The following is an 18138-nucleotide window of genomic DNA, read 5'->3' on the forward strand; positions in this document are numbered from 1 at the left end:
TTCCTCAGACGCGCGATGCCCGGCGTCCAGATGCGCGAAGCGCCAACTGGATGCGCGACGTACGGACTTGGCGCTGAGTAAGCGGAAGGCGTCCGTCGCTCGGCCCAGTGGCCGGTCCCCGGTGTACAACGGCGCGAATTGGGCGGCCGTGACATAGGTCGCCGCCCGGCCGCCAAGGGTTGAACGCGGAGCAGTCGGGTCGATCTGCATTGGCGAAGCACGATGGACAGCAGCGAGCAGGCAGTAACTTCCAGTATCACTACGACCAGACCTGGACTGCCGCAACCCAATACGACGCCCATTCATCGCGGCACCTCGTCACCGGTCCCGGCACCCGGCTCCTGTAACGACAGCCGATCAGCCGCAATACGGTGGTCCGCTTGATATTTCAGCAGCACACCAAGGGTGGAACGGACGACGCCCCCAGTCAGACTGCGGGTGCCGAGCGCTACAAGAGTTCTTGCCCAGTCGACAGTTTCGGCGATGGACGGCGGTTTACGAAGAGACAGTTCACGCAACGCACCAACGACGCGCACTACCGGTTCACCCAGAGCTTCATCGAGTTCAGGAACCTTCATGCGGACGATCGCTCGCTCCAATTCGGCTGTGGGATAGTCGATATGGAGGTAGAGGCACCGCCGCTTCAACGCTTCGGAAAGGTCGCGGTTGGCGTTAGAGGTGACAACGACGAACGGTTTGCGCACCGCGGTGATGGTGCCCAGTTCGGGGATGCTCACTTGGTAGTCGCCGAGCACCTCGAGCAACAAACCTTCGAGCTCCACGTCGGCCTTGTCGAGTTCGTCGATGAGCAGCACGGTGGGGCGCGGGTTGCGGATGGCGGCCAGCAGCGGGCGGGCGAGCAGGAACTCCTCGGTGAAGACGTGGTCGCGGGTGCTGTCCCATGCCTCGTTGTCGGTGGCGGTGATGCGGAGCAGCTGTTTGGCGTGGTTCCACTCGTAGAGGGCGCGGGCTTCGTCGATGCCTTCGTAGCACTGCAGGCGGACGAGATCGGCGGTCGACGCGGTGGCGACGGCCTTGGCCAGTTCGGTCTTGCCCACACCTGCTGGCCCCTCGATCAGGAGGGGCTTGCCGAGGTGGTCGGCGAGGAAGACGGCGGTAGCGATGTCGATGGACGGGAGGTACCCGGCATCGGTGAGCCGCCGGGTCACCTCGTCGACGGAGCCGAAGAACTTACTCATCGGTAGCAGTCTAGAACGTCCGGACCCTGCGACTTCGAGATCATCTGCCACTCGTGGCGCGCGCTTGATCTGAACAGCACTCGAGGTTCTACGGTCACAGCATGATCTTCACCGACGCCGAACGCGCATACCTCGCCACCCAGCGACTCGCCCGCCTCGCCACGGTCTCACCGAACGGCGCCCCACAGGTCAGCCCGCTGGCCTTCCGGCTGAACCCAGACGACACGATCGACATAGGCGGACCGAATCACGCTGCGACACAGCGCTATCGGAACGTCCTCGCCAACCCGCGGGTCAGCCTGCTGATCGACGACATGACCCCGGACGAACCCGGCGCGGTCAAACCGGGCTGGGGACGCGGCATCGAGATCCGTGGCGAGGCGGAGGCCATGACGGTGGACGAACCGCCGATCGCGGAATGGTTCTCCAATGACGTCCTGCGCATCCACCCCCGCCGCGTGAAGAGCTGGCACATCGACCCGGCGGACCCCGATGGCGGCGCCCGCAACGTCGAGTAGACAGGCAGCCGCGATCGGTCAGGACGGCGACTTGGCGAGTGCGGTTTCGGCGGCGTCCAGGATGGTCCCAAAGGTGTAGGAGATTATCGGGCGCGCGACTCTGCGGGTCAGGAACGCTCCGACAAGTGGGATCTGGATTCCAGCGCGCGTCGTCCACTCCACGCGCGTGCCGTCGCCGACCTTCGTGAACGTCATGCGGCCGAGCTCGTGCCGGGCAGGCGGGAATGCGCGCTCGACGACGTACTCGGTCGCGTGCGGCGGGTCGTAGTGGGTGATCCGCTCGCGGAACCACCCGATCAGCCACAGATGGACACGCACCGCCCCGACGCCATAGGCAGCGCCTGAGCCCGGCCGATCGAGCCGACAGCGCAGCACCATCCGGGACTTGGTGTAGTTGGTGGTCGTGGTGAGCCACTCGAATACGTCGTCGATCGGCGCGTGCACCACGCGTTCGACTGTCATGGTCTCCATGGGATTGCCCTCCTAAAGTTGGCTGCGCCGACTCGGCGCGGTGCAGCTTGTCGGAATTGCGGATGCCGCAGCGGTCCCGACACCATCAAGACAGGCCGCACGGCCGGAGCGTGACAGTTCCCCGGTGTGAACCGGCACACATACGGAACGCTTGATGTGAGCGGACGATTAGTCGACGGCCCACATCGAAAGGAAATCGTGACCCCCCGGCGATGATTCGAGTAAGCCCCACGTTGGCTGTTAGCTCCGAAGCAGCGGAATTTGGGCATGGGTGCCCGTTCACGAACCGTCGGTTCGCAGTACTATCTCGTTGCTCGGCTCCCCCTTCACGCAGCGTGAACGGCTCATGCTCGGCTTGCTCGGCCGCACGGTGTGGCTTCGATCGTGTTCGCGCTACTCGCCTTCAACGGATTGCACAAGGACGACGACGCCTACCTCGTGATCGGCGTGACCTTGGTGGTGGGCATCGGCAGCGTCGTCCTGCGCGGAATCGGAGCGCCCGTCGTCGCGGAACAGCTTGGAAAACGACGACGCGACAAAGCCATAGGCGATACCTAGCCGCATTCCCCAGGAGTGGCACATGGCTGTGGCAAACGTCGAGAACGCCTCACCGTAATGTGCCAGTCGACGCCGAGTTCGAGCCGACTCGTACCCCCGAAATCCTTTGCCACCAATATTCGGGGCCCGTTGCGGCAGTGAGGGTTTACCCCTAGTACTAAGGATTGAAATATTCCACTACCGTGCCAACACCCGTGACCTTTCCGGCGAAATGCGCGAGAGTGTAGCCGTGCAGTCGATGCTGTGCTGGGTATACCGGGGGCGCTCGCAAAGCATCGGCCACACAATCGATCCCGACCTCCCGCGGGGTGCGCACCAGCCATCGCTGTGCGCCACGACGTGGGAAGACCGTAGCCGGGGGATGGTGAACGAACAGTTCACCGCAGAGTGAAAGGATCCACGTTGTTCTCCACAACCAAGTCCACTTCTTCGCGCCGCATGCTGGCCCGAGTGGCTGTCGCCGGTGCGATCGTCGCGGTTCCGTTGACCGCGTTGGCCATTCCCGCCTCGGCCGACGTGAACCTCGGCGTGCCAGGCGTCGCCGATGTTCGGCACCCGCACCACGATCGCAACTGCGACTTCGGCCCGTTCAAGAACTGGAGCTGCAACAACGGCCCGTTCTCCGACCGAGGCCACCACGATCACGACCCGTTCTGGCACTTCCGCGACAACCGGCCGCGCGGCCTGTTCGGCAGCAGCTAGGACACAGCGGCGCGGCACTACACAGATGCCGAGCCGCTGCTCCGAAGACCACAACGGCCCGGCACCACGAGGTGCCGGGCCGTTGGTTCTACTGAAACTCAGGCAGTTTCGGTGATCGGCCGATCAACCCAGCTCATCAGCCCACGCAGCTTGGCGCCGGTGACCTCGATCGGGTGCTCGGCGTTGGCCTTGCGCAGCGCCTCGAGCTCCTTGTTGCCACCCTCGACGTTCGCGACGAGACGCTTGACGAAGGAACCGTCCTGGATGTCCTTCAGGATGTCCTGCATGCGCTTCTTGGTGTCGGCGTCGATGACCCGCGGACCCGACAGGTAGCCACCGAATTCGGCGGTGTCGGAGACCGAGTAGTTCATCCTGGCGATGCCACCCTCGTACATCAGGTCGACGATGAGCTTGAGCTCGTGCAGCACCTCGAAGTACGCCATCTCGGGCGCGTAGCCGGCCTCGACCATGACCTCGAAACCGGTCTTGACCAGCTCTTCGGTACCACCACAGAGCACGGCCTGCTCACCGAACAGGTCGGTCTCGGTCTCTTCCTTGAAGGTGGTCTTGATGACGCCGGCGCGGGCGCCACCGATCGCCTTCGCGTAGGACAGCGCCAGCGCCTGACCCTCACCCTTCGGGTCCTGATCGACGGCGATCAGGGCGGGCACGCCCTTGCCGTCGACGAACTGGCGGCGCACCAGGTGGCCGGGGCCCTTCGGGGCGACCATCGCGACGGTGATGAACTCCGGCGCCTTGATCAGGCCGAAGTGGATGTTGAGGCCGTGGCCGAAGAACAGCGCGTCGCCGTCCTTCAGGTTGGGCTCGATGTCGTTGGTGAAGATCGACGCCTGCGCGGTGTCGGGGGCGAGCACCATGATCACGTCGGCCCATGCCGAAACCTCGGCCGGGGTGCCGACGGTCAGGCCCGCCTCTTCGGCCTTCGGCCGCGACTTCGAACCCTCCGCGAGGCCGACCCGGACCTCGACACCGGAGTCGCGCAGGCTCAGCGAGTGCGCGTGGCCCTGGCTGCCGTAGCCGATGACAGCGACCTTGCGGCCCTGGATGATCGACAGGTCGGCGTCGTCGTCGTAGAACATCTCGACTGCCACTGGTTGGTTCCCTTCTGGATTCTTCTGTATAGGTCTGAAAGTTGCGTCCCGGTCCCGGCTTTCGCCGAAGCTACCTGGCGCACTGTGCGCGTCGGGCCCACATCGGTTGTGGGAGCACGCTATTCAAGTGTTGTCAGCGAGTCGCGGTGATCGACTTGGGACCACGGCCCACCGCCACCACACCGGACTGCACGATCTCCCGAATTCCGTACGGTTCCAGCATGCGCAACAGCGCGTCGAGCTTGGACCGGGTTCCGGTCGCCTCGACGGTGAGGGCATCCGGGGAGACGTCGATCACTTTCGCCCGGAAGAGCGTAACCGCCTCGATCACCTGGGTCCGCACGCTGGCGTCGGCGCGGACCTTCACCAGGATCAGTTCGCGGGCCACCGAGGTGTCGGAATCCTGCTCCACGATCTTGATGACGTTGACCAGCTTGTTGAGCTGCTTGGTGACCTGCTCGAGCGGCAGGTCCTCGACGGTGACGACGATGGTCATCCGGGAGATCTCCGGGATCTCGGTGCCACCGACGGCGAGCGACTCGATATTGAAGCCGCGGCGGGAGAACAGCGCCGCGACCCGCGCCAGCACGCCCGGTTTGTCCTCGACGAGCACGCTGAGGGTATGAGTGGTACTCATCCTTCGTTCACCTTGTTCTTCTCGTGCGACATGGCCTCGTGGATGACCGCGGGTTCCGCCGCCTGCTCGTCGTCGTCGAACAGCGGGCGGATGCCGTGGGCGGCCATGATCTCGTCGTTGCTGGTGCCTGCGGCGACCATCGGCCACACCTGAGCGTCCTTGCCGACGATGAAGTCGATCACCACGGGGCGGTCGTTGATGGCCTGCGCCTCGCGGATCGCGGCCTCCACGTCCTCCTCGCGCTCGACCCGGATGCCGTGGCAGCCAAGGGCTTCCGCGAGCTTCACGAAGTCGGGGATGCGCAGGGTGTGCGTGCCGAGATCGGTGTTGGAGTAACGCTCCTGGTAGAACAGCGTCTGCCACTGGCGGACCATGCCCAGGTTGCCGTTGTTGATCAGCGCGACCTTGATCGGCACGCCCTCGACGGCGCAGGTGGCCAGCTCCTGGTTGGTCATCTGGAAGCAGCCGTCGCCGTCGACCGCCCACACCTCTTTGTCCGGCGCGCCCATCTTGGCGCCCATGGCGGCCGGGACGGCGTAGCCCATGGTGCCGAGACCGCCGGAATTCAGCCAGGTGCGCGGCTTTTCGTACTTGATGAACTGGGCGGCCCACATCTGGTGCTGGCCGACGCCGGCACAGTAGATGGCATCCGGTCCGGCCAGGCGGCCGAGCGCGTCGATGACGAACTCGGGCGACAGCGAACCGTCACTCGGCGCGGTCCAGCCGAGCGGGTAGCTCTTGCGGACGCCGTCGAGGTATTTCCACCAGTCGGTGAGGTCGAGCAGGGGGGACTTGGCTGCCGGATCGGCCTTGAGGGTTTCGATCAGTTCGATGATCACCTCGCGGCAGTCGCCGACGATCGGCACGTCCGCGTGCCGGTTCTTGCCGATCTCGGCCGGGTCGATGTCGGCGTGGATCACCTTGGCGTCCGGCGCGAACGAATCGAGCTGGCCGGTCACCCGGTCGTCGAAACGGGCGCCGAGGGTGATCAGCAGATCCGACCGTTGCAGTGCCGCAACGGCTCCCACGGTGCCGTGCATGCCGGGCATGCCCATGTTGAGCTGGTGGCTGTCCGGGAAGGCGCCGCGCGCCATCAGCGTGGTGACCACGGGGATGCCGGTCATCTCGGCCAGCTCGAGCAGCTCGGGTGAAGCGTCGGCCTTGATCACGCCGCCGCCGACGTAGAGCACCGGCGACTTGGCTTCCAAGATCATTCGCGCGGCCTCGCGCACCTGCTTGCCGTGCGGCTTGGTCACCGGACGGTAGCCGGGCAGGCGCATTTCCGGCGGCCAGCTGAAGGTCGTCTGCATCTGCAGGACGTCCTTCGGGATGTCGACGAGCACCGCGCCCGGGCGACCGCTGGCGGCCAGGTAGAAGGCCTCGGCGATGATGCGCGGGATGTCGATGCCCTCGGTGATGAGGAAGTTGTGCTTGGTGATCGGCATGGTGATGCCGGAGATATCCGCCTCTTGGAAGGCGTCCGTGCCGATCAGGCCGCGGCCGACCTGGCCGGTGATGGCGACGATCGGCACCGAGTCCATCTGCGCGTCGGCGATCGGGGTGACCAGGTTGGTCGCGCCGGGACCCGACGTCGCCATGCAGACGCCGACCTTGCCGGTTGCCTGCGCGTAGCCGGTCGCGGCGTGACCCGCGCCCTGCTCGTGGCGGACCAGCACATGGCGCACCTTGGTCGAGTCGAACAGCGGGTCGTACACCGGAAGAATCGCGCCACCGGGAATGCCGAATACGGTGTCGACGCCGAGCTCTTCGAGTGACCGGACAACCGACTGCGCGCCGGTGACCCGCTCGGGCGGGACCTGGCGGCGGTTGGCCGACGTCGTCGAACTGCCAGCGGGCGCGGTCGGCTGATTAGCCGAGGGCGCTGGCCTGCGGGCCGATGGCCCGGGCCGTGCGGTTGGTGCACTCACCGTCTTCGTTCCTAACTGCTTGTCGTTCTGACCCCGGATTTGTGTCTGACATGCGGTGTCTTGCGACTCGCCATGCCGGACATCGTCCGAACACAAAAAAGCCCCCGACAGCGCATGGCTGTTCGAGGGTGGCGCGTCGCAACGCGAGCTGACGTATTCGACTCAGGTAGTCAGGCTCAACGCTGGACGCGCCGGCCGATTACGAGCATCTCGTTTCGATTCACGCGCACGACGTTAAGCGGGCGTGAACTCATGAGTCAAACAGCTGACTCGTGGCGTCCCATTATGTGGGACAGTGCGGTTGCTTGTGTCCTTCACCAGGATGCGAGGATGGTGGTGTGTCATCACCGCATCAGTCCGTGCCACCGGGTAAATCGTCCCACACCGCTGCCGCGGGATCGGATACGGGTAGCGCCTCGGCCGCCCGTGTGATCCGCATCCCACGCCTGGCCTTCCTCGGCGTGTTCATCCTGCTGATGTGCGTGTTCTTCATGTTCGTCGGCTGGCCCGCCGGGCTGTGGTGGTTGTTGTTCATCCCGGTGGTGGTGGGTGTCTGGGTATGGCGGACGCAGACGACGGTCTCCGAAGCGGGACTGGATTTGCGGACGATGTTCGGGTCTCGGCATCTGGACTGGTCCCAGCTGAAGGGGGTGCGTATCCCGAAGCGTGGATACGTGCGCGCCGATTTGGTCGACGGCACCGAGGTGAAGTTGCCCGCGGTGAGTTATGACCGGGTGCGTGATCTGGCGGCGGCGTCGCGGGGAAGGATTCCAGATCCGTATGCGGTGCCGCCGGCGTCGGATGGTGGGGGCGCGGTGGTGGACGGTGGTGATGGCGACACAGTTTCCGCTGTTGGCGAGGGTGCTGATAGCAAGGCTGGAGTCGTCAGCGGCACGGCCGGAGCCGAGAGTGGCGAGGCCGGAGTCGACAGCGGACGATTTGGACTCGGCGAATCCGAGGGCGACGACGGCAATGCTGATGTCGACGGCGGCAAGGCTGAAGCCGGTGACGACACCCGCGGCAAAGACGGCGCGCAGTAGCGGCCACGCACCGCACGCGAACTGAGGCGGTGCCGACATCTCCTGAACGGCGCAGGGCACTGTCGCCATCCGGAACAATTACCGACGGTAAGCTGTTGTCGGCTATGCGGTCAGCGTGGCGGGCGGAACCGATCCTCGGCTCGCACACCGCAGCCCGACGGTCGGGTACCCCCGGAGACACCGTCAGCGTCGACGAACACCACTCGCGGCGACACCATTACGCAGCACGGACTGACAGCGAGAACGGTCAAGGACGACGGCCACGAGCCGCTCTGACCGGCATGTAGTCCCCTACCCACGCGGGAGTACCGTGGAGCGGCCGCCGAGCCAACTCTGCGCAGTCGCACCCCAGCCCCGCGACCCGACCGAGGACCATCAATGCCACCGCTTCGTTCACGCACCACCACCATCGGCCGCAATGCCGCAGGCGCCCGCGCACTCTGGCGCGCCACCGGCATGACCGATTCCGACTTCGGCAAGCCGATCGTCGCCATCTCGAACTCCTACACGCAGTTCGTGCCGGGCCACGTGCACTTGAAGAATGTCGGCGACATCGTTGCCGAGGCGGTGCGCGCGGCGGGCGGTGTGCCACGGGAATTCCACACCATCGCCGTCGACGACGGCATCGCGATGGGTCATGGTGGCATGCTCTATTCGCTGCCGTCGCGCGAAATCATCGCCGACTCAGTCGAATACATGGTGAACGCGCACACCGCCGACGCGCTGGTGTGCATCTCGAACTGCGACAAGATCACCCCCGGCATGCTGAATGCCGCTATGCGGCTGAACATTCCGACGGTGTTCGTTTCCGGCGGGCCGATGGAGGCCGGTAAGGCCGTGGTCGTCGGTGGTGTCGCGCAGGCACCGACCGACCTGGTGACCGCGATCTCGGCGAGCGCGAATCAGGCTGTGTCCGACGAGGGTTTGAGCGAGATCGAGCGATCCGCCTGCCCGACCTGTGGATCGTGCTCCGGCATGTTCACCGCGAACTCGATGAACTGCCTCACCGAGGCGCTGGGACTCGCGTTGCCGGGCAATGGTTCCACGCTGGCCACCCATGCCGCGCGCCGTGCGCTGTTCGAGCGGGCGGGCACCGTGGTCGTCGACATTGCCAACCGCTGGTACCGCGCGGACGACGCGTCCGTGCTGCCGCGAAATGTCGCCAACGCCAAGGCTTTCCGCAACGCTATGGCCCTGGATGTGGCAATGGGCGGCTCGACCAACACCGTGCTGCACACGCTGGCCGCCGCGCGGGAGGGTGAGGTCGACTTCGATCTGCACACCATCGAGGAGACCAGTCGTCGGGTGCCGACCCTGTCGAAGGTGTCACCCAACTCCGACTACCACATGGAAGACGTGCACCGGGCCGGTGGCATCCCCGCCATCCTCGGCGAGTTGCGCCGGGCCGGTCTGCTGGAGACCGAGGTGAGCACCGTGCACACGCGCAGCTTCGACGAGTGGCTCGACACCTGGGATATCCGCTCCGGCAAGGCATCCGAGGAAGCCATCGAGTTGTTCCACGCCGCGCCGGGCGGGGTGCGCACGGTCGAGCCGTTCTCCACCGAGAACCGCTGGTCCTCGCTCGACACCGATGCCGAGGGCGGTTGCATCCGCGATGTCGAGCACGCCTACACCCGGGAGGGCGGGCTGGTCGTGTTGCGCGGCAACATCGCCCCCGACGGCGCCGTGCTCAAGACCGCGGGCATCGATGAAGAGCTGTTCACCTTCCAGGGACCCGCGCTCGTCGTGGAATCCCAGGAGGAAGCGGTCTCGGCCATCCTCAACAAGCAGATCAAGCCCGGCGACGTGCTCGTCGTCCGCTACGAGGGCCCTGCTGGCGGCCCCGGCATGCAGGAAATGCTGCACCCCACCGCCTTCCTGAAGGGCGCGGGTCTCGGCAAGCAGTGCGCACTGATCACCGACGGCCGCTTCTCGGGCGGTACCTCGGGCCTGTCCATCGGCCACATCTCCCCCGAAGCAGCCAGCGGCGGCACCATCGGCCTCATCGAAAACGGCGACCAGATCCGCATCGACGTCGGCACCCGAACCCTCGAGGTCCTCGTCGACGAACCCGTCCTCGCCGACCGCCGCGCCAAAATGGAAGCCTCCGAACGCCCCTGGCAACCCATCAACCGCGACCGCCCCGTCACCACCGCCCTCCGCGCCTACGCCGCCCTCGCCACCTCCGCCGACAAGGGCGCCGTCCGCCACGTCCCCTAACCCCCGGCGCCCCTCCCCCAAGGTGCGCCGCTGCCCTCCCCCCGCAAACCGGGTGGCGCCCCTCGAACGGGACATCACCAAGCCCCCACTCAGCAACTCCTGCACCCAAGTCCCATCCACCCCACCCCAGGTCTGGTTGCGACGGGACATGGCGGAGCCTGCACTCGACGTTTGGCTCAGTCAGGTCCCGCTCGCGCCGCTTCGGTTGGTTCTCGGTGGGTGGTGAACGAACGGCGCCCCTCGGGGTGCGAGGGGCGCCGGTGGGTTGGGGGTGGTTAGTTGAAGGGGCCTATGCCGGTTAAGGGGTTGCCGCCGTGGAGGTACCAGTAGGCGAGGACGGCGGCGGCTATGGCTAGGAGGAGGACGGCGAAGGAGCCGGCGAAGGGGCGGGTGGCCCAGCCGCGGTTGCGGTCGAGGGCCCAGCGGCCGGGGCCGGTGAGGATTATGACGGCGGCGGTGCCTGCGAGGATGCTCTCGAGTTCGACGCCACTCGGTACGGACGCCTTGTACTGGAAGCCGGGATTCATGCCTTGCTTCCAGGCCCAGGCGTCGAGGATGACCGCGAGGACTGCGCCCGCGGCTAGCGGGGTGGCCAGGCCGAGGACGAGGAGTGCGCCGCCACCGACTTCGCCGACGGTGACCAGGATGGCCGACAGCGTCGGGTGATCCCAGCCGCCTTTCTCCATGAAGTCGCGGGTGCCGTCGAGGCCGGGGCCGTGGAACCAGCCGGTCAATTTCTGCAGGCCGTGGTAGATGAAGGTTCCGCCGACGATCAGACGCAGCAGGAACAGGCCGAAATCCAGTGTGCCGCGGCGATCGTCGCCGTTGCGGCGGCGCAGCCTGCCCGTGTCGGTCGGCGCGTTCGCGGCAGGCGGGATGCTCGCGTAGGCATAGGCGGGGGTCGCGTCCGGCGACGTGCCGCTGGCACCGACCGGGGGGACGTCGGGGTCGAGGCCGAGTTCATCGTCCGTGCGCGGGACGTCCTTGGTCAGCTTGGGGAACTGCTCGGTCGGCGAATCGTACGGACTGGTCACGCCTCGACCGGTGGACGACACCGCCGACTGCTCGGCCGTGGACGGCACCGAACTCTGGGCCGCCGAGGGGTCGGATGTGTCTTTCGGCTTCTCGGTCACGGCCAATACCCTATGCTGCGCCACGCGACAGCGGGCCGCAAACACGTCGAGGGGGGTCCACGGTGTTTTGCCGACCCCAGCCAGTTCGCCGAACTCGTGCGGTTCGAGTGGAAACTCTGCATGGCGCGGGAAAACTTGTGCGGCTCATCGGTGGGCCGGAGGGGCGCTGCGGGACGGTTTTCCGTAACGTCTGAGCTATGAGGTTGGTTGTTGGTCGGGTTGCGGTGAGCTTGGTGCTCGGGTCCGTGCTGGTGGGCGGATGCGCGCGGTTCGATGATTCGGCGTCGAGCCCGTTCACGCCGGAGCCGACGCTGCATGGAGCGAACATCGACCCCAAGAAGCCGTCGCAGCCGCCGACGTCGACCACCCGCCCGAGCGGGCCCTGCATCGACCCGGACCCGGCTGTGGTGGCTACCTGTCTGGACACCACCGGCGGTCTTGTCGCGCTGGGTGACGGCGCGCTGGTTGCCGAGCGGCGCACCGGGCGCATTCTCAAAGTGGCGCCGGAGACCCCGCCCACTGAGGTGGCCCGGGTGGACGTGGACGGCTCGAGCGACGGCGGCCTCAGCGACATCGTGCTCTCCCCGACCTTCCACGAAGACGGGCTGATGTACGCCTACATCACCACGGCCAGCGACAACCGGGTGGTGCGCATCGCCGAGGGCGGCGGCCCGCCCAAGGACATCCTGACCGGAATCCCGAAGGGCGCCAGCGGAAATCACGGTGCCATCGACTTCGCCACACCCACCCAGATGTTGGTGCTGACCGGCGACGCGGGCAATCCCGGCGCCGCGAACAACCCGTCCTCGCTGGCGGGCAAACTGCTGCGAGTGAACTCCCCTGCGCCCGGCGCCACCGCGGAGGTGGCGGTGTCGGGCATCGGCATCGCGGGTGATGTCTGCCGGGACAGCAAGGACAGCATCTGGATCACCGACCGCACCGCCGTCGAGGACCGGCTGCAACGGCTCGGCGGCGACGGTGTCGTCACCACCGCGTGGACCTGGCCCGACCGCCCCGGCGTCGCGGGCTGCGCCGCCGCGACCGACGGCGTGGCGATCGCACTGACCAAGGCGAAGGCCCTCGCCATCGCGGCGGCCGACCAGAACACCCACGCCGTCACCTCGGCCCCGACCCTGCTCGCGCAGGACAAGTACGGGCAACTCGGCGGTGCTGCGGTCGGCGCGGACGGCTCCATCTGGGTGGGCACCGTCAACAAGACCGACGGCCAGCCCGGACCGTATGACGATCGGGTAGTGCGCATTCCGCCACCCCAGGCTGGTGGAAACGGTCCCGACTAGGCCGCGCGAACGTCAAAGGGCCGACTCTACGGAGTCGGCCCTTTTGCGTCGCAGTATCAACTCAACCGAACCCATCACCGGCAACCACGGTCGATTACCCACCGAGCCACCGTGTCTCAACAACCGAGGCCCGGTGGGCACGCATGCCCACCGAGCTCGCCGCAGACCAGCCGAACCTGGGGCCGCCACGCCCATCACTCACCAACTGAGCAGGTGCGGGCCGACCGGCTTCGGGCAAGCACCGACCGCCGCCGAGCACGTCTCAGCAAACCGAAACCCTGGGACAAGCATGGCCGATCACCTACCGAGCGAGCCCGGCGCGCACCACGAAAACCCGCTGCGCGCAGTGACTCTCAGCTACAAGCGGCGATGACCAACTCGCGCACGCGTGCCGCGTCGGCTTGTCCGCGGGTCGCCTTCATGACGTCGCCGACGATCTTGCCTGCGGCCTGGACCTTGCCGGAGCGGATCTTCTCGGCGATGTCCGGGTTTGCGGCGAGCGCCTTTTCGACCTCGGCTTGGAGGGCGCTGTCGTCGCTGACCATGCCGAGGCCCTTGGCTTCGACGATCTGCGCGGGTTCACCTTCGCCCGCGAGCACGAAGTCGACGACCTGCTTGGCGACCTTGTTGTTCACCGTCTTCGCCTCGACCAGGTTGATCACCTCGGCGACCTGGGCGGGGGTGATCGGCAGATCCTCCAGCGAAACCTCGCGCTCCTTGGCCTTTTCGGTGAGGTAGGCGACCCACCAGGAGCGGGCCTCGTTCGCGGGGGCGCCCGCGTCGACGGTGGCGATGATGAGGTCGAGTGCGCCCGCGTTGACGAGGTCGCGCATCACCTCGTCGGACAGGCCCCAGTCGGACTGGATGCGCGAGCGGCGCAGCCACGGGTATTCCGGAATCGTGCCGCGCAACTCGTCCACCCATTCCGGCTCGGGCGCAACGGGTTCCAGGTCCGGCTCGGGGAAGTAGCGGTAGTCCTCGGAGGTCTCCTTGACGCGGCCGGGCGAGGTGGTGCCGTCGGTCTCGTGGAAGTGCCTGGTCTCCTGCACGATGGTGCCGCCGTTCGCCAGCACCGCGGCCTGGCGGCGCATCTCGAAGCGGACGGCGACCTCGACGCTCCTGAGCGAGTTCACGTTCTTGGTCTCGGTGCGGGTGCCGAATTCCCTTGCGCCGAGCGGCATCAGCGACACGTTGGCGTCGCAGCGCAGCGAACCCTGCTCCATCTTGACGTCGGACACACCGAGCGACTTGAGCACCTCACGCAATGCGGTCACGTACGCGCGAGCGACCTCGGGGGCCCGCTCGCCCGCACCGGTGATCGGCTTGGTGACGATCTCGACCAGCGGCACACCAGCCCGGTTGTAGTCGAGCAGCGAGTGGCTGGCGCCGTGGATGCGGCCGGTCGCACCGCCGACGTGGGTCGACTTGCCGGTGTCCTCCTCCATGTGCGCGCGCTCGATCTCCACCCGGAAGGTGCTGCCGTCGTCGAGCAGCACGTCGAGGTAGCCGTTAGTGGCGATCGGCTCGTCGTACTGGCTGATCTGGTAGTTCTTCGGCTGATCCGGGTAGAAGTAGTTCTTGCGCGCGAACCGGCCCCACGGGGTGATCGAACAGTTCAGCGCGAGGCCGATGCGGATCGCCGATTCCACGGCCTTCTCGTTCACCACCGGCAGCGAGCCAGGCAGGCCGAGGCACACCGGGCACACCTGGGTGTTGGCGTCGGCGCCGAACTCGGTCGGGCAACCGCAGAACATCTTGGTTGCGGTGGACAGCTCGACGTGGACCTCCATGCCAAGCACCGGCTCGAACCGGGCGATGACATCCGAATAATCCATCAAGTCGACTGTGGGTGCACTCATGGCCAACAGTCTATGTAAGCCCTCGAGCGGGAACGCAGGGGCTCACGACTCCACCTCGCTGGCGCTCGGCTCCGTCGTGCGCCCAGGCGCGCTGTATCTCTGGTTCGCTCGCTGACGCTCGCTCACGACTCCACCTCGCTGGCGCTCGGCTCCGTCGTGCGCCCAGGCGCGCTGTATCTCTGGTTCGCTCGCTGACGCTCGCTCACACCCCCACCTACTTCGGCGGGACCCGCTGCGTCAACCACCCCGTCACATAGCTGAGCACGTCCGGCGAGACGGTCGTCTCGATCGTGCTGTATTCGCCGGGAAACCCGGTTTCGGTGGGCTGCATCAGATGGTTGAGGCCGGGGAAGACGTGGATCGTGGCATCAGGGTTCGCGGCGAGGGCACTGCGCATCGCGGGTTCGCTCTGACTCGGCGGCACCTGGAGATCCTTTTCCCCGAAGAACGCCAGCACCGGAACACGGAGGGCGGACAGGGCCGGCCCCGGTTCGTAGGCGACGAGGGCGGCCAGGTACGGCGTGATCCCCGCCGTGACCTCGGATTCCGGGGCGCGCTCCTCGGCGGGCTTGGCCTCGTTCTGCTTGCGCACCAGTTCCTTCGCGCCCGCCAGGTCACCCGCCTTCAGCAGTGCCGCGAGCTCGGCCGTCTGCCGCACTCGGGTGTCGATGACGTCGGCGGGGGCGCCGCCTGCCGCGGCAATCAGCCGGGTCTGCTCGACGAGCACATCGTGGCCGGACACGCCCGGTCCGGCCATCAGGATCAAGAAGGCGACACCGCTATCGGGACGCGCGGCGACCAGTGGCGCGAGGTAGCCACCTTCGCTGTGCCCGAGCAGGCCGACGCGGGTCGGATCGATGTCCGGGCGTCCGCGCAGGAAGCCGACACCGGCCGCGACATCATTGGACAGGTCGGTGTAGTTCGCGTCGTCCAGCTTGCCGCCGGTGCCGCCGACGCCGCGGTCGTCGGTGCGCAGGACCGCGTAACCGGCCTTGGTCAGCGTGTCCGCGATCAACAGGAAGGGCTTATGGCCCATCAAACCTTCGTCGCGGTCCTGCGGGCCACTGCCGGTAATCAACAGGACCGCCGGGAACGGCCCGTTGCCCTCGGGTTTGGTCAGGGTGCCCGCGATGGGCAGATCGCCATTGCGGTAGGTGACGTCCTCGGACTGGTACGGGAACGGCGGCTTCGGTTCCTGCGGGCGGGCGAGCGGGGCGATCTTGCCGCGCTGCAGTGCGAGTTTGAACGTCTGCCCGCCCTGCACGAAGTCGCCGGTGATGCGGTCGCTGCCCTGGTCGTAGGCGCCGCGGAACTTCGGGTCGCCCGGGATGTCGGCGATCGCGAAGGACACCTCGTTCCGGTCGGACTTCACGTCCTTCAATTCCACCGCCGTCACGCCCTGGGTGGGGATGTCGATGGTGGCCGTGCCCTTGTCGGTGAACGTCACTCCGACCTCGGTCGGCCGCCCTGGCACCTCGATCGCCCCGTGCCAATCACCGGTGGTCGGCTCGGGCGGATTCGAGTCCGACCCCGACGAACATCCCGCAACCAACACGGCAATCATGAACAGAGCCAACGCAATCGCTCTACCAGTGCGCATGAAATCCACAGTACAGACGAGCCCTCGTCCACCAGCCGCGCAGCTGGACGTCGGACCAACATCACAATCGGCAGCCCCTGCGAGGTACCCCAGATTTCAGCATGCGACCGAGTTCACCGTGGGCCGGGAAGCGGTTCCGCACGCGTTATCGCGGGCAGTCGGCCAGACGCGGGCCGAGTCCAGCAATTGCCGCAGTTCGGTATCGAAATCCTGCGCGGTCAGGAATGTTCGCGGCACCCGCCGCGGCAGCTGGAGTTGCTACTCCCCGCGCGCGTAACGGGCCGAGGCGGCGACGGCTTCCATGTCGATGTTCAGGCTCGGATCCCGTTGCTGGGCTTCGTGGAATTCCAGCATCACGTCGTCGAAGGTGCTGCGGCGGGCCGAGGTGATCAGGGCCTGGCGGACGTAGTCGCCGAGGGGTACGCCGGTGGCGTAGGCGCGGCGGCTGAAGGCGCCGAGTGCGTCGGCGGGCAGGTCATAGGTGTCGATGAGGGCTACGGCGTCCATCTCGATATCCGGGATGAGATCGCGACCCTCGGACTCCAGGAATTCCACGACCGTGTCGTCGGCGGTGCGGCGGCGGGCCATCGCGACCAGCTCTTCGCGCACGTACCTCAGCAGCGGGAGCCCGGCGGCGGCGGCCCGACGGCGCAGCACGGCGACGTCGGCGTCCGGCAGGTCGTTCACGGGTAAGTCGGCCATAGCCGCCAGCGTAACCCGGCGGCCGGAGCCTGCGACCGGCCATGCGCCGATCGACTGCGCCGCTGCGGAATTCGATCAGCCGAAGAACGCCTCGGCCTCCCGGTAGCGCTCGTCCGGAACCCGCTTGAGCTGCTTGGTAGCCTCCGCCAGCGGCACGAGATCGATATTGCTGCCGTGCAGCGCGACCATCTGCCCGAACTGACCGGCATGCACCGCCTCGGCGGCGTGCAGTCCGAAGCGGGTGGCCAGGACGCGGTCGTACGGCGTGGGACTGCCACCGCGCTGCACGTGACCGAGCACCGTGGTGCGCACCTCCTTGCCGATGCGGCGTTCGATCTCCGCGCCGAGCTGCTGGGCGACACCGGTGAACCGCTCGTGCCCGAATTCGTCGATACCGCCCGCGCGCAAGGCGAATCCGGAATTCTCCGCCGGATGCGAACCTTCGGCGACGACGCAGATGAAGTGCTTGTCGCCGCGCTGGAAGCGGCGCTTGATCATGGCGCACACCTCGTCCACGTCGAAGGGCACCTCGGGCACCAGGGTCAGGTGCGCACCCGACGCCATGCCCGCGTTCACCGCGATCCAGCCCGCGTGCCGCCCCATCACCTCGACCAGCATCACCCGCTGATGCGATTCCGCGGTGGTGTGCAGCCGGTCGATCGCCTCGCTGGCAATGCTCAGCGCCGTGTCGTGGCCGAAAGTGACGTCGGTGCAGTCGATGTCGTTGTCGATGGTCTTCGGCACGCCGACCACCGGAACACCTTCGTCGGACAGCCAGCTCGCCGCGGTGAGCGTGCCCTCGCCGCCGATCGGGATCAGTGCGTCGATGCCGTTGTCGTCCAGGGTCCGTTTGATCCGGCCGAGCCCGGCGCGCAGCACGTCGGGGTTGGTGCGTGCGGTGCCGAGGATGGTGCCGCCCTTGGCGAGCAGCCGGTCGGTGCGGTCATCGTTGTGGAGGTGGATCTTGCGATCCTCCAATAGACCGCGCCAGCCGTCCTCGAACCCGACGATCGCGTCGCCGTAGCGGCCGTTCGCGGTGCGAACGACGGCACGGATCACCGCGTTCAGTCCAGGGCAGTCTCCGCCTCCGGTCAAGACTCCGATGCGCATGGCCGCTATCTTGCCCCGCCCGGCCGCGCTTGGCAGGCCGACCCCCGTGAA

The 18138-nt window shown here is 66.9% G+C and carries 16 protein-coding genes; 6 read left to right on the forward strand and 10 right to left on the reverse strand.

The window, feature by feature from the left end:
• Positions 1–302 precede the first annotated feature (302 nt).
• Positions 303–1250 carry an AAA family ATPase gene (locus KV110_RS30810; RefSeq protein ID WP_218470685.1) on the reverse strand — a complete coding sequence of 316 codons (948 nt, stop codon included), beginning with the start codon at positions 1248–1250 and terminating at the stop codon, positions 303–305.
• Between the two features lie 50 nt (positions 1251–1300).
• Here KV110_RS30810 and KV110_RS30815 point away from each other — a divergent pair, with 50 nt between their 5' ends.
• Positions 1301–1717, forward strand: coding sequence for a PPOX class F420-dependent oxidoreductase (locus tag KV110_RS30815; RefSeq protein WP_218470686.1), 417 nt, complete (start codon positions 1301–1303; stop codon positions 1715–1717).
• A gap of 18 nt (positions 1718–1735) precedes the next feature.
• On the opposite strand, the gene KV110_RS30820 is transcribed toward KV110_RS30815, so the two are convergent.
• Positions 1736–2188, reverse strand: coding sequence for an SRPBCC family protein (locus KV110_RS30820; protein ID WP_218470687.1), 453 nt, complete (start codon positions 2186–2188; stop codon positions 1736–1738).
• A gap of 384 nt (positions 2189–2572) precedes the next feature.
• Here KV110_RS30820 and KV110_RS30825 point away from each other — a divergent pair, with 384 nt between their 5' ends.
• Together KV110_RS30825 and KV110_RS30830 are read left to right on the forward strand one after the other, a co-directional pair.
• A complete protein-coding gene (locus KV110_RS30825) occupies positions 2573–2746 on the forward strand; it encodes a hypothetical protein (RefSeq protein WP_218470688.1) in 174 nt (57 codons plus the stop codon).
• Between the two features lie 402 nt (positions 2747–3148).
• Complete coding sequence (locus tag KV110_RS30830) at positions 3149–3448, forward strand: hypothetical protein (protein WP_218470689.1); 300 nt, start codon at positions 3149–3151, stop codon at positions 3446–3448.
• Between the two features lie 98 nt (positions 3449–3546).
• Here KV110_RS30830 and ilvC read toward each other — a convergent pair whose 3' ends face one another.
• The 3 genes from ilvC to KV110_RS30845 form a co-directional block, all read right to left on the reverse strand.
• On the reverse strand, positions 3547–4548 hold the full coding sequence (gene ilvC, locus KV110_RS30835; RefSeq protein WP_218479118.1) for a ketol-acid reductoisomerase: 1002 nt from the start codon (positions 4546–4548) through the stop codon (positions 3547–3549).
• 145 nt (positions 4549–4693) lie between these two features.
• Entirely contained in the window at positions 4694–5197 is a 504-nt protein-coding gene (ilvN, locus tag KV110_RS30840) for an acetolactate synthase small subunit (protein WP_107658505.1), read from the reverse strand.
• A complete protein-coding gene (locus KV110_RS30845) occupies positions 5194–7125 on the reverse strand; it encodes an acetolactate synthase large subunit (RefSeq protein WP_218470690.1) in 1932 nt (643 codons plus the stop codon). Before KV110_RS30845 ends, ilvN begins: the two co-directional genes overlap by 4 nt.
• A gap of 338 nt (positions 7126–7463) precedes the next feature.
• On the opposite strand from KV110_RS30845, the gene KV110_RS30850 reads away from it, so the two are divergent.
• Both KV110_RS30850 and ilvD read left to right on the forward strand, forming a co-directional pair.
• Positions 7464–8165: a PH domain-containing protein gene (locus KV110_RS30850; RefSeq protein ID WP_246634091.1), complete on the forward strand. Its 702-nt coding sequence runs from the start codon at positions 7464–7466 to the stop codon at positions 8163–8165.
• 378 nt (positions 8166–8543) lie between these two features.
• A complete protein-coding gene (gene ilvD, locus KV110_RS30855) occupies positions 8544–10385 on the forward strand; it encodes a dihydroxy-acid dehydratase (RefSeq protein WP_218470691.1) in 1842 nt (613 codons plus the stop codon).
• Between the two features lie 275 nt (positions 10386–10660).
• On the opposite strand, the gene KV110_RS30860 is transcribed toward ilvD, so the two are convergent.
• A complete protein-coding gene (locus KV110_RS30860) occupies positions 10661–11518 on the reverse strand; it encodes a DoxX family protein (RefSeq protein ID WP_218470692.1) in 858 nt (285 codons plus the stop codon).
• Between the two features lie 197 nt (positions 11519–11715).
• Here KV110_RS30860 and KV110_RS30865 point away from each other — a divergent pair, with 197 nt between their 5' ends.
• Positions 11716–12816 carry a PQQ-dependent sugar dehydrogenase gene (locus KV110_RS30865; protein ID WP_218470693.1) on the forward strand — a complete coding sequence of 367 codons (1101 nt, stop codon included), beginning with the start codon at positions 11716–11718 and terminating at the stop codon, positions 12814–12816.
• 353 nt (positions 12817–13169) lie between these two features.
• Here KV110_RS30865 and gatB read toward each other — a convergent pair whose 3' ends face one another.
• From gatB to KV110_RS30885, 4 genes are all read right to left on the reverse strand, one after another.
• Positions 13170–14675, reverse strand: a complete 1506-nt coding sequence (gene gatB / locus KV110_RS30870) for an Asp-tRNA(Asn)/Glu-tRNA(Gln) amidotransferase subunit GatB (protein WP_218470694.1) — start codon at positions 14673–14675, stop codon at positions 13170–13172.
• 214 nt (positions 14676–14889) lie between these two features.
• The gene (locus KV110_RS30875; protein WP_218470695.1) at positions 14890–16275 is read right to left on the reverse strand and encodes an alpha/beta hydrolase family protein; all 1386 of its coding nucleotides are present in this window, start codon (positions 16273–16275) and stop codon (positions 14890–14892) included.
• Between the two features lie 258 nt (positions 16276–16533).
• Positions 16534–16977 (reverse strand): hypothetical protein, encoded by a 444-nt coding sequence (locus KV110_RS30880; protein WP_218470696.1) that lies wholly within the window; start codon positions 16975–16977, stop codon positions 16534–16536.
• A gap of 75 nt (positions 16978–17052) precedes the next feature.
• Positions 17053–18087, reverse strand: coding sequence for an ATP-dependent 6-phosphofructokinase (locus tag KV110_RS30885; RefSeq protein WP_218470697.1), 1035 nt, complete (start codon positions 18085–18087; stop codon positions 17053–17055).
• Between the last annotated feature and the right edge of the window lie 51 nt (positions 18088–18138).

The sequence above is a fragment of the Nocardia iowensis genome, from assembly GCF_019222765.1.
In the GTDB taxonomy this organism is placed as follows: Bacteria; Actinomycetota; Actinomycetes; order Mycobacteriales; family Mycobacteriaceae; genus Nocardia; species Nocardia iowensis.

Coding starts and splice junctions, on each gene's coding strand:
- KV110_RS30815 (WP_218470686.1), top strand. CDS start 1,301: ATGATCTTCACCGACGCCGAACGCGCATACCTCGCCACCCAGCGACTC.
- KV110_RS30820 (WP_218470687.1), bottom strand. CDS start 2,188: ATGGAGACCATGACAGTCGAACGCGTGGTGCACGCGCCGATCGACGAC.
- ilvC (WP_218479118.1), bottom strand. CDS start 4,548: ATGTTCTACGACGACGACGCCGACCTGTCGATCATCCAGGGCCGCAAG.
- ilvN (WP_107658505.1), bottom strand. CDS start 5,197: ATGAGTACCACTCATACCCTCAGCGTGCTCGTCGAGGACAAACCGGGC.
- ilvD (WP_218470691.1), top strand. CDS start 8,544: ATGCCACCGCTTCGTTCACGCACCACCACCATCGGCCGCAATGCCGCA.
- KV110_RS30865 (WP_218470693.1), top strand. CDS start 11,716: ATGAGGTTGGTTGTTGGTCGGGTTGCGGTGAGCTTGGTGCTCGGGTCC.
- gatB (WP_218470694.1), bottom strand. CDS start 14,675: ATGAGTGCACCCACAGTCGACTTGATGGATTATTCGGATGTCATCGCC.
- KV110_RS30875 (WP_218470695.1), bottom strand. CDS start 16,275: ATGCGCACTGGTAGAGCGATTGCGTTGGCTCTGTTCATGATTGCCGTG.
- KV110_RS30880 (WP_218470696.1), bottom strand. CDS start 16,977: ATGGCCGACTTACCCGTGAACGACCTGCCGGACGCCGACGTCGCCGTG.
- KV110_RS30885 (WP_218470697.1), bottom strand. CDS start 18,087: ATGCGCATCGGAGTCTTGACCGGAGGCGGAGACTGCCCTGGACTGAAC.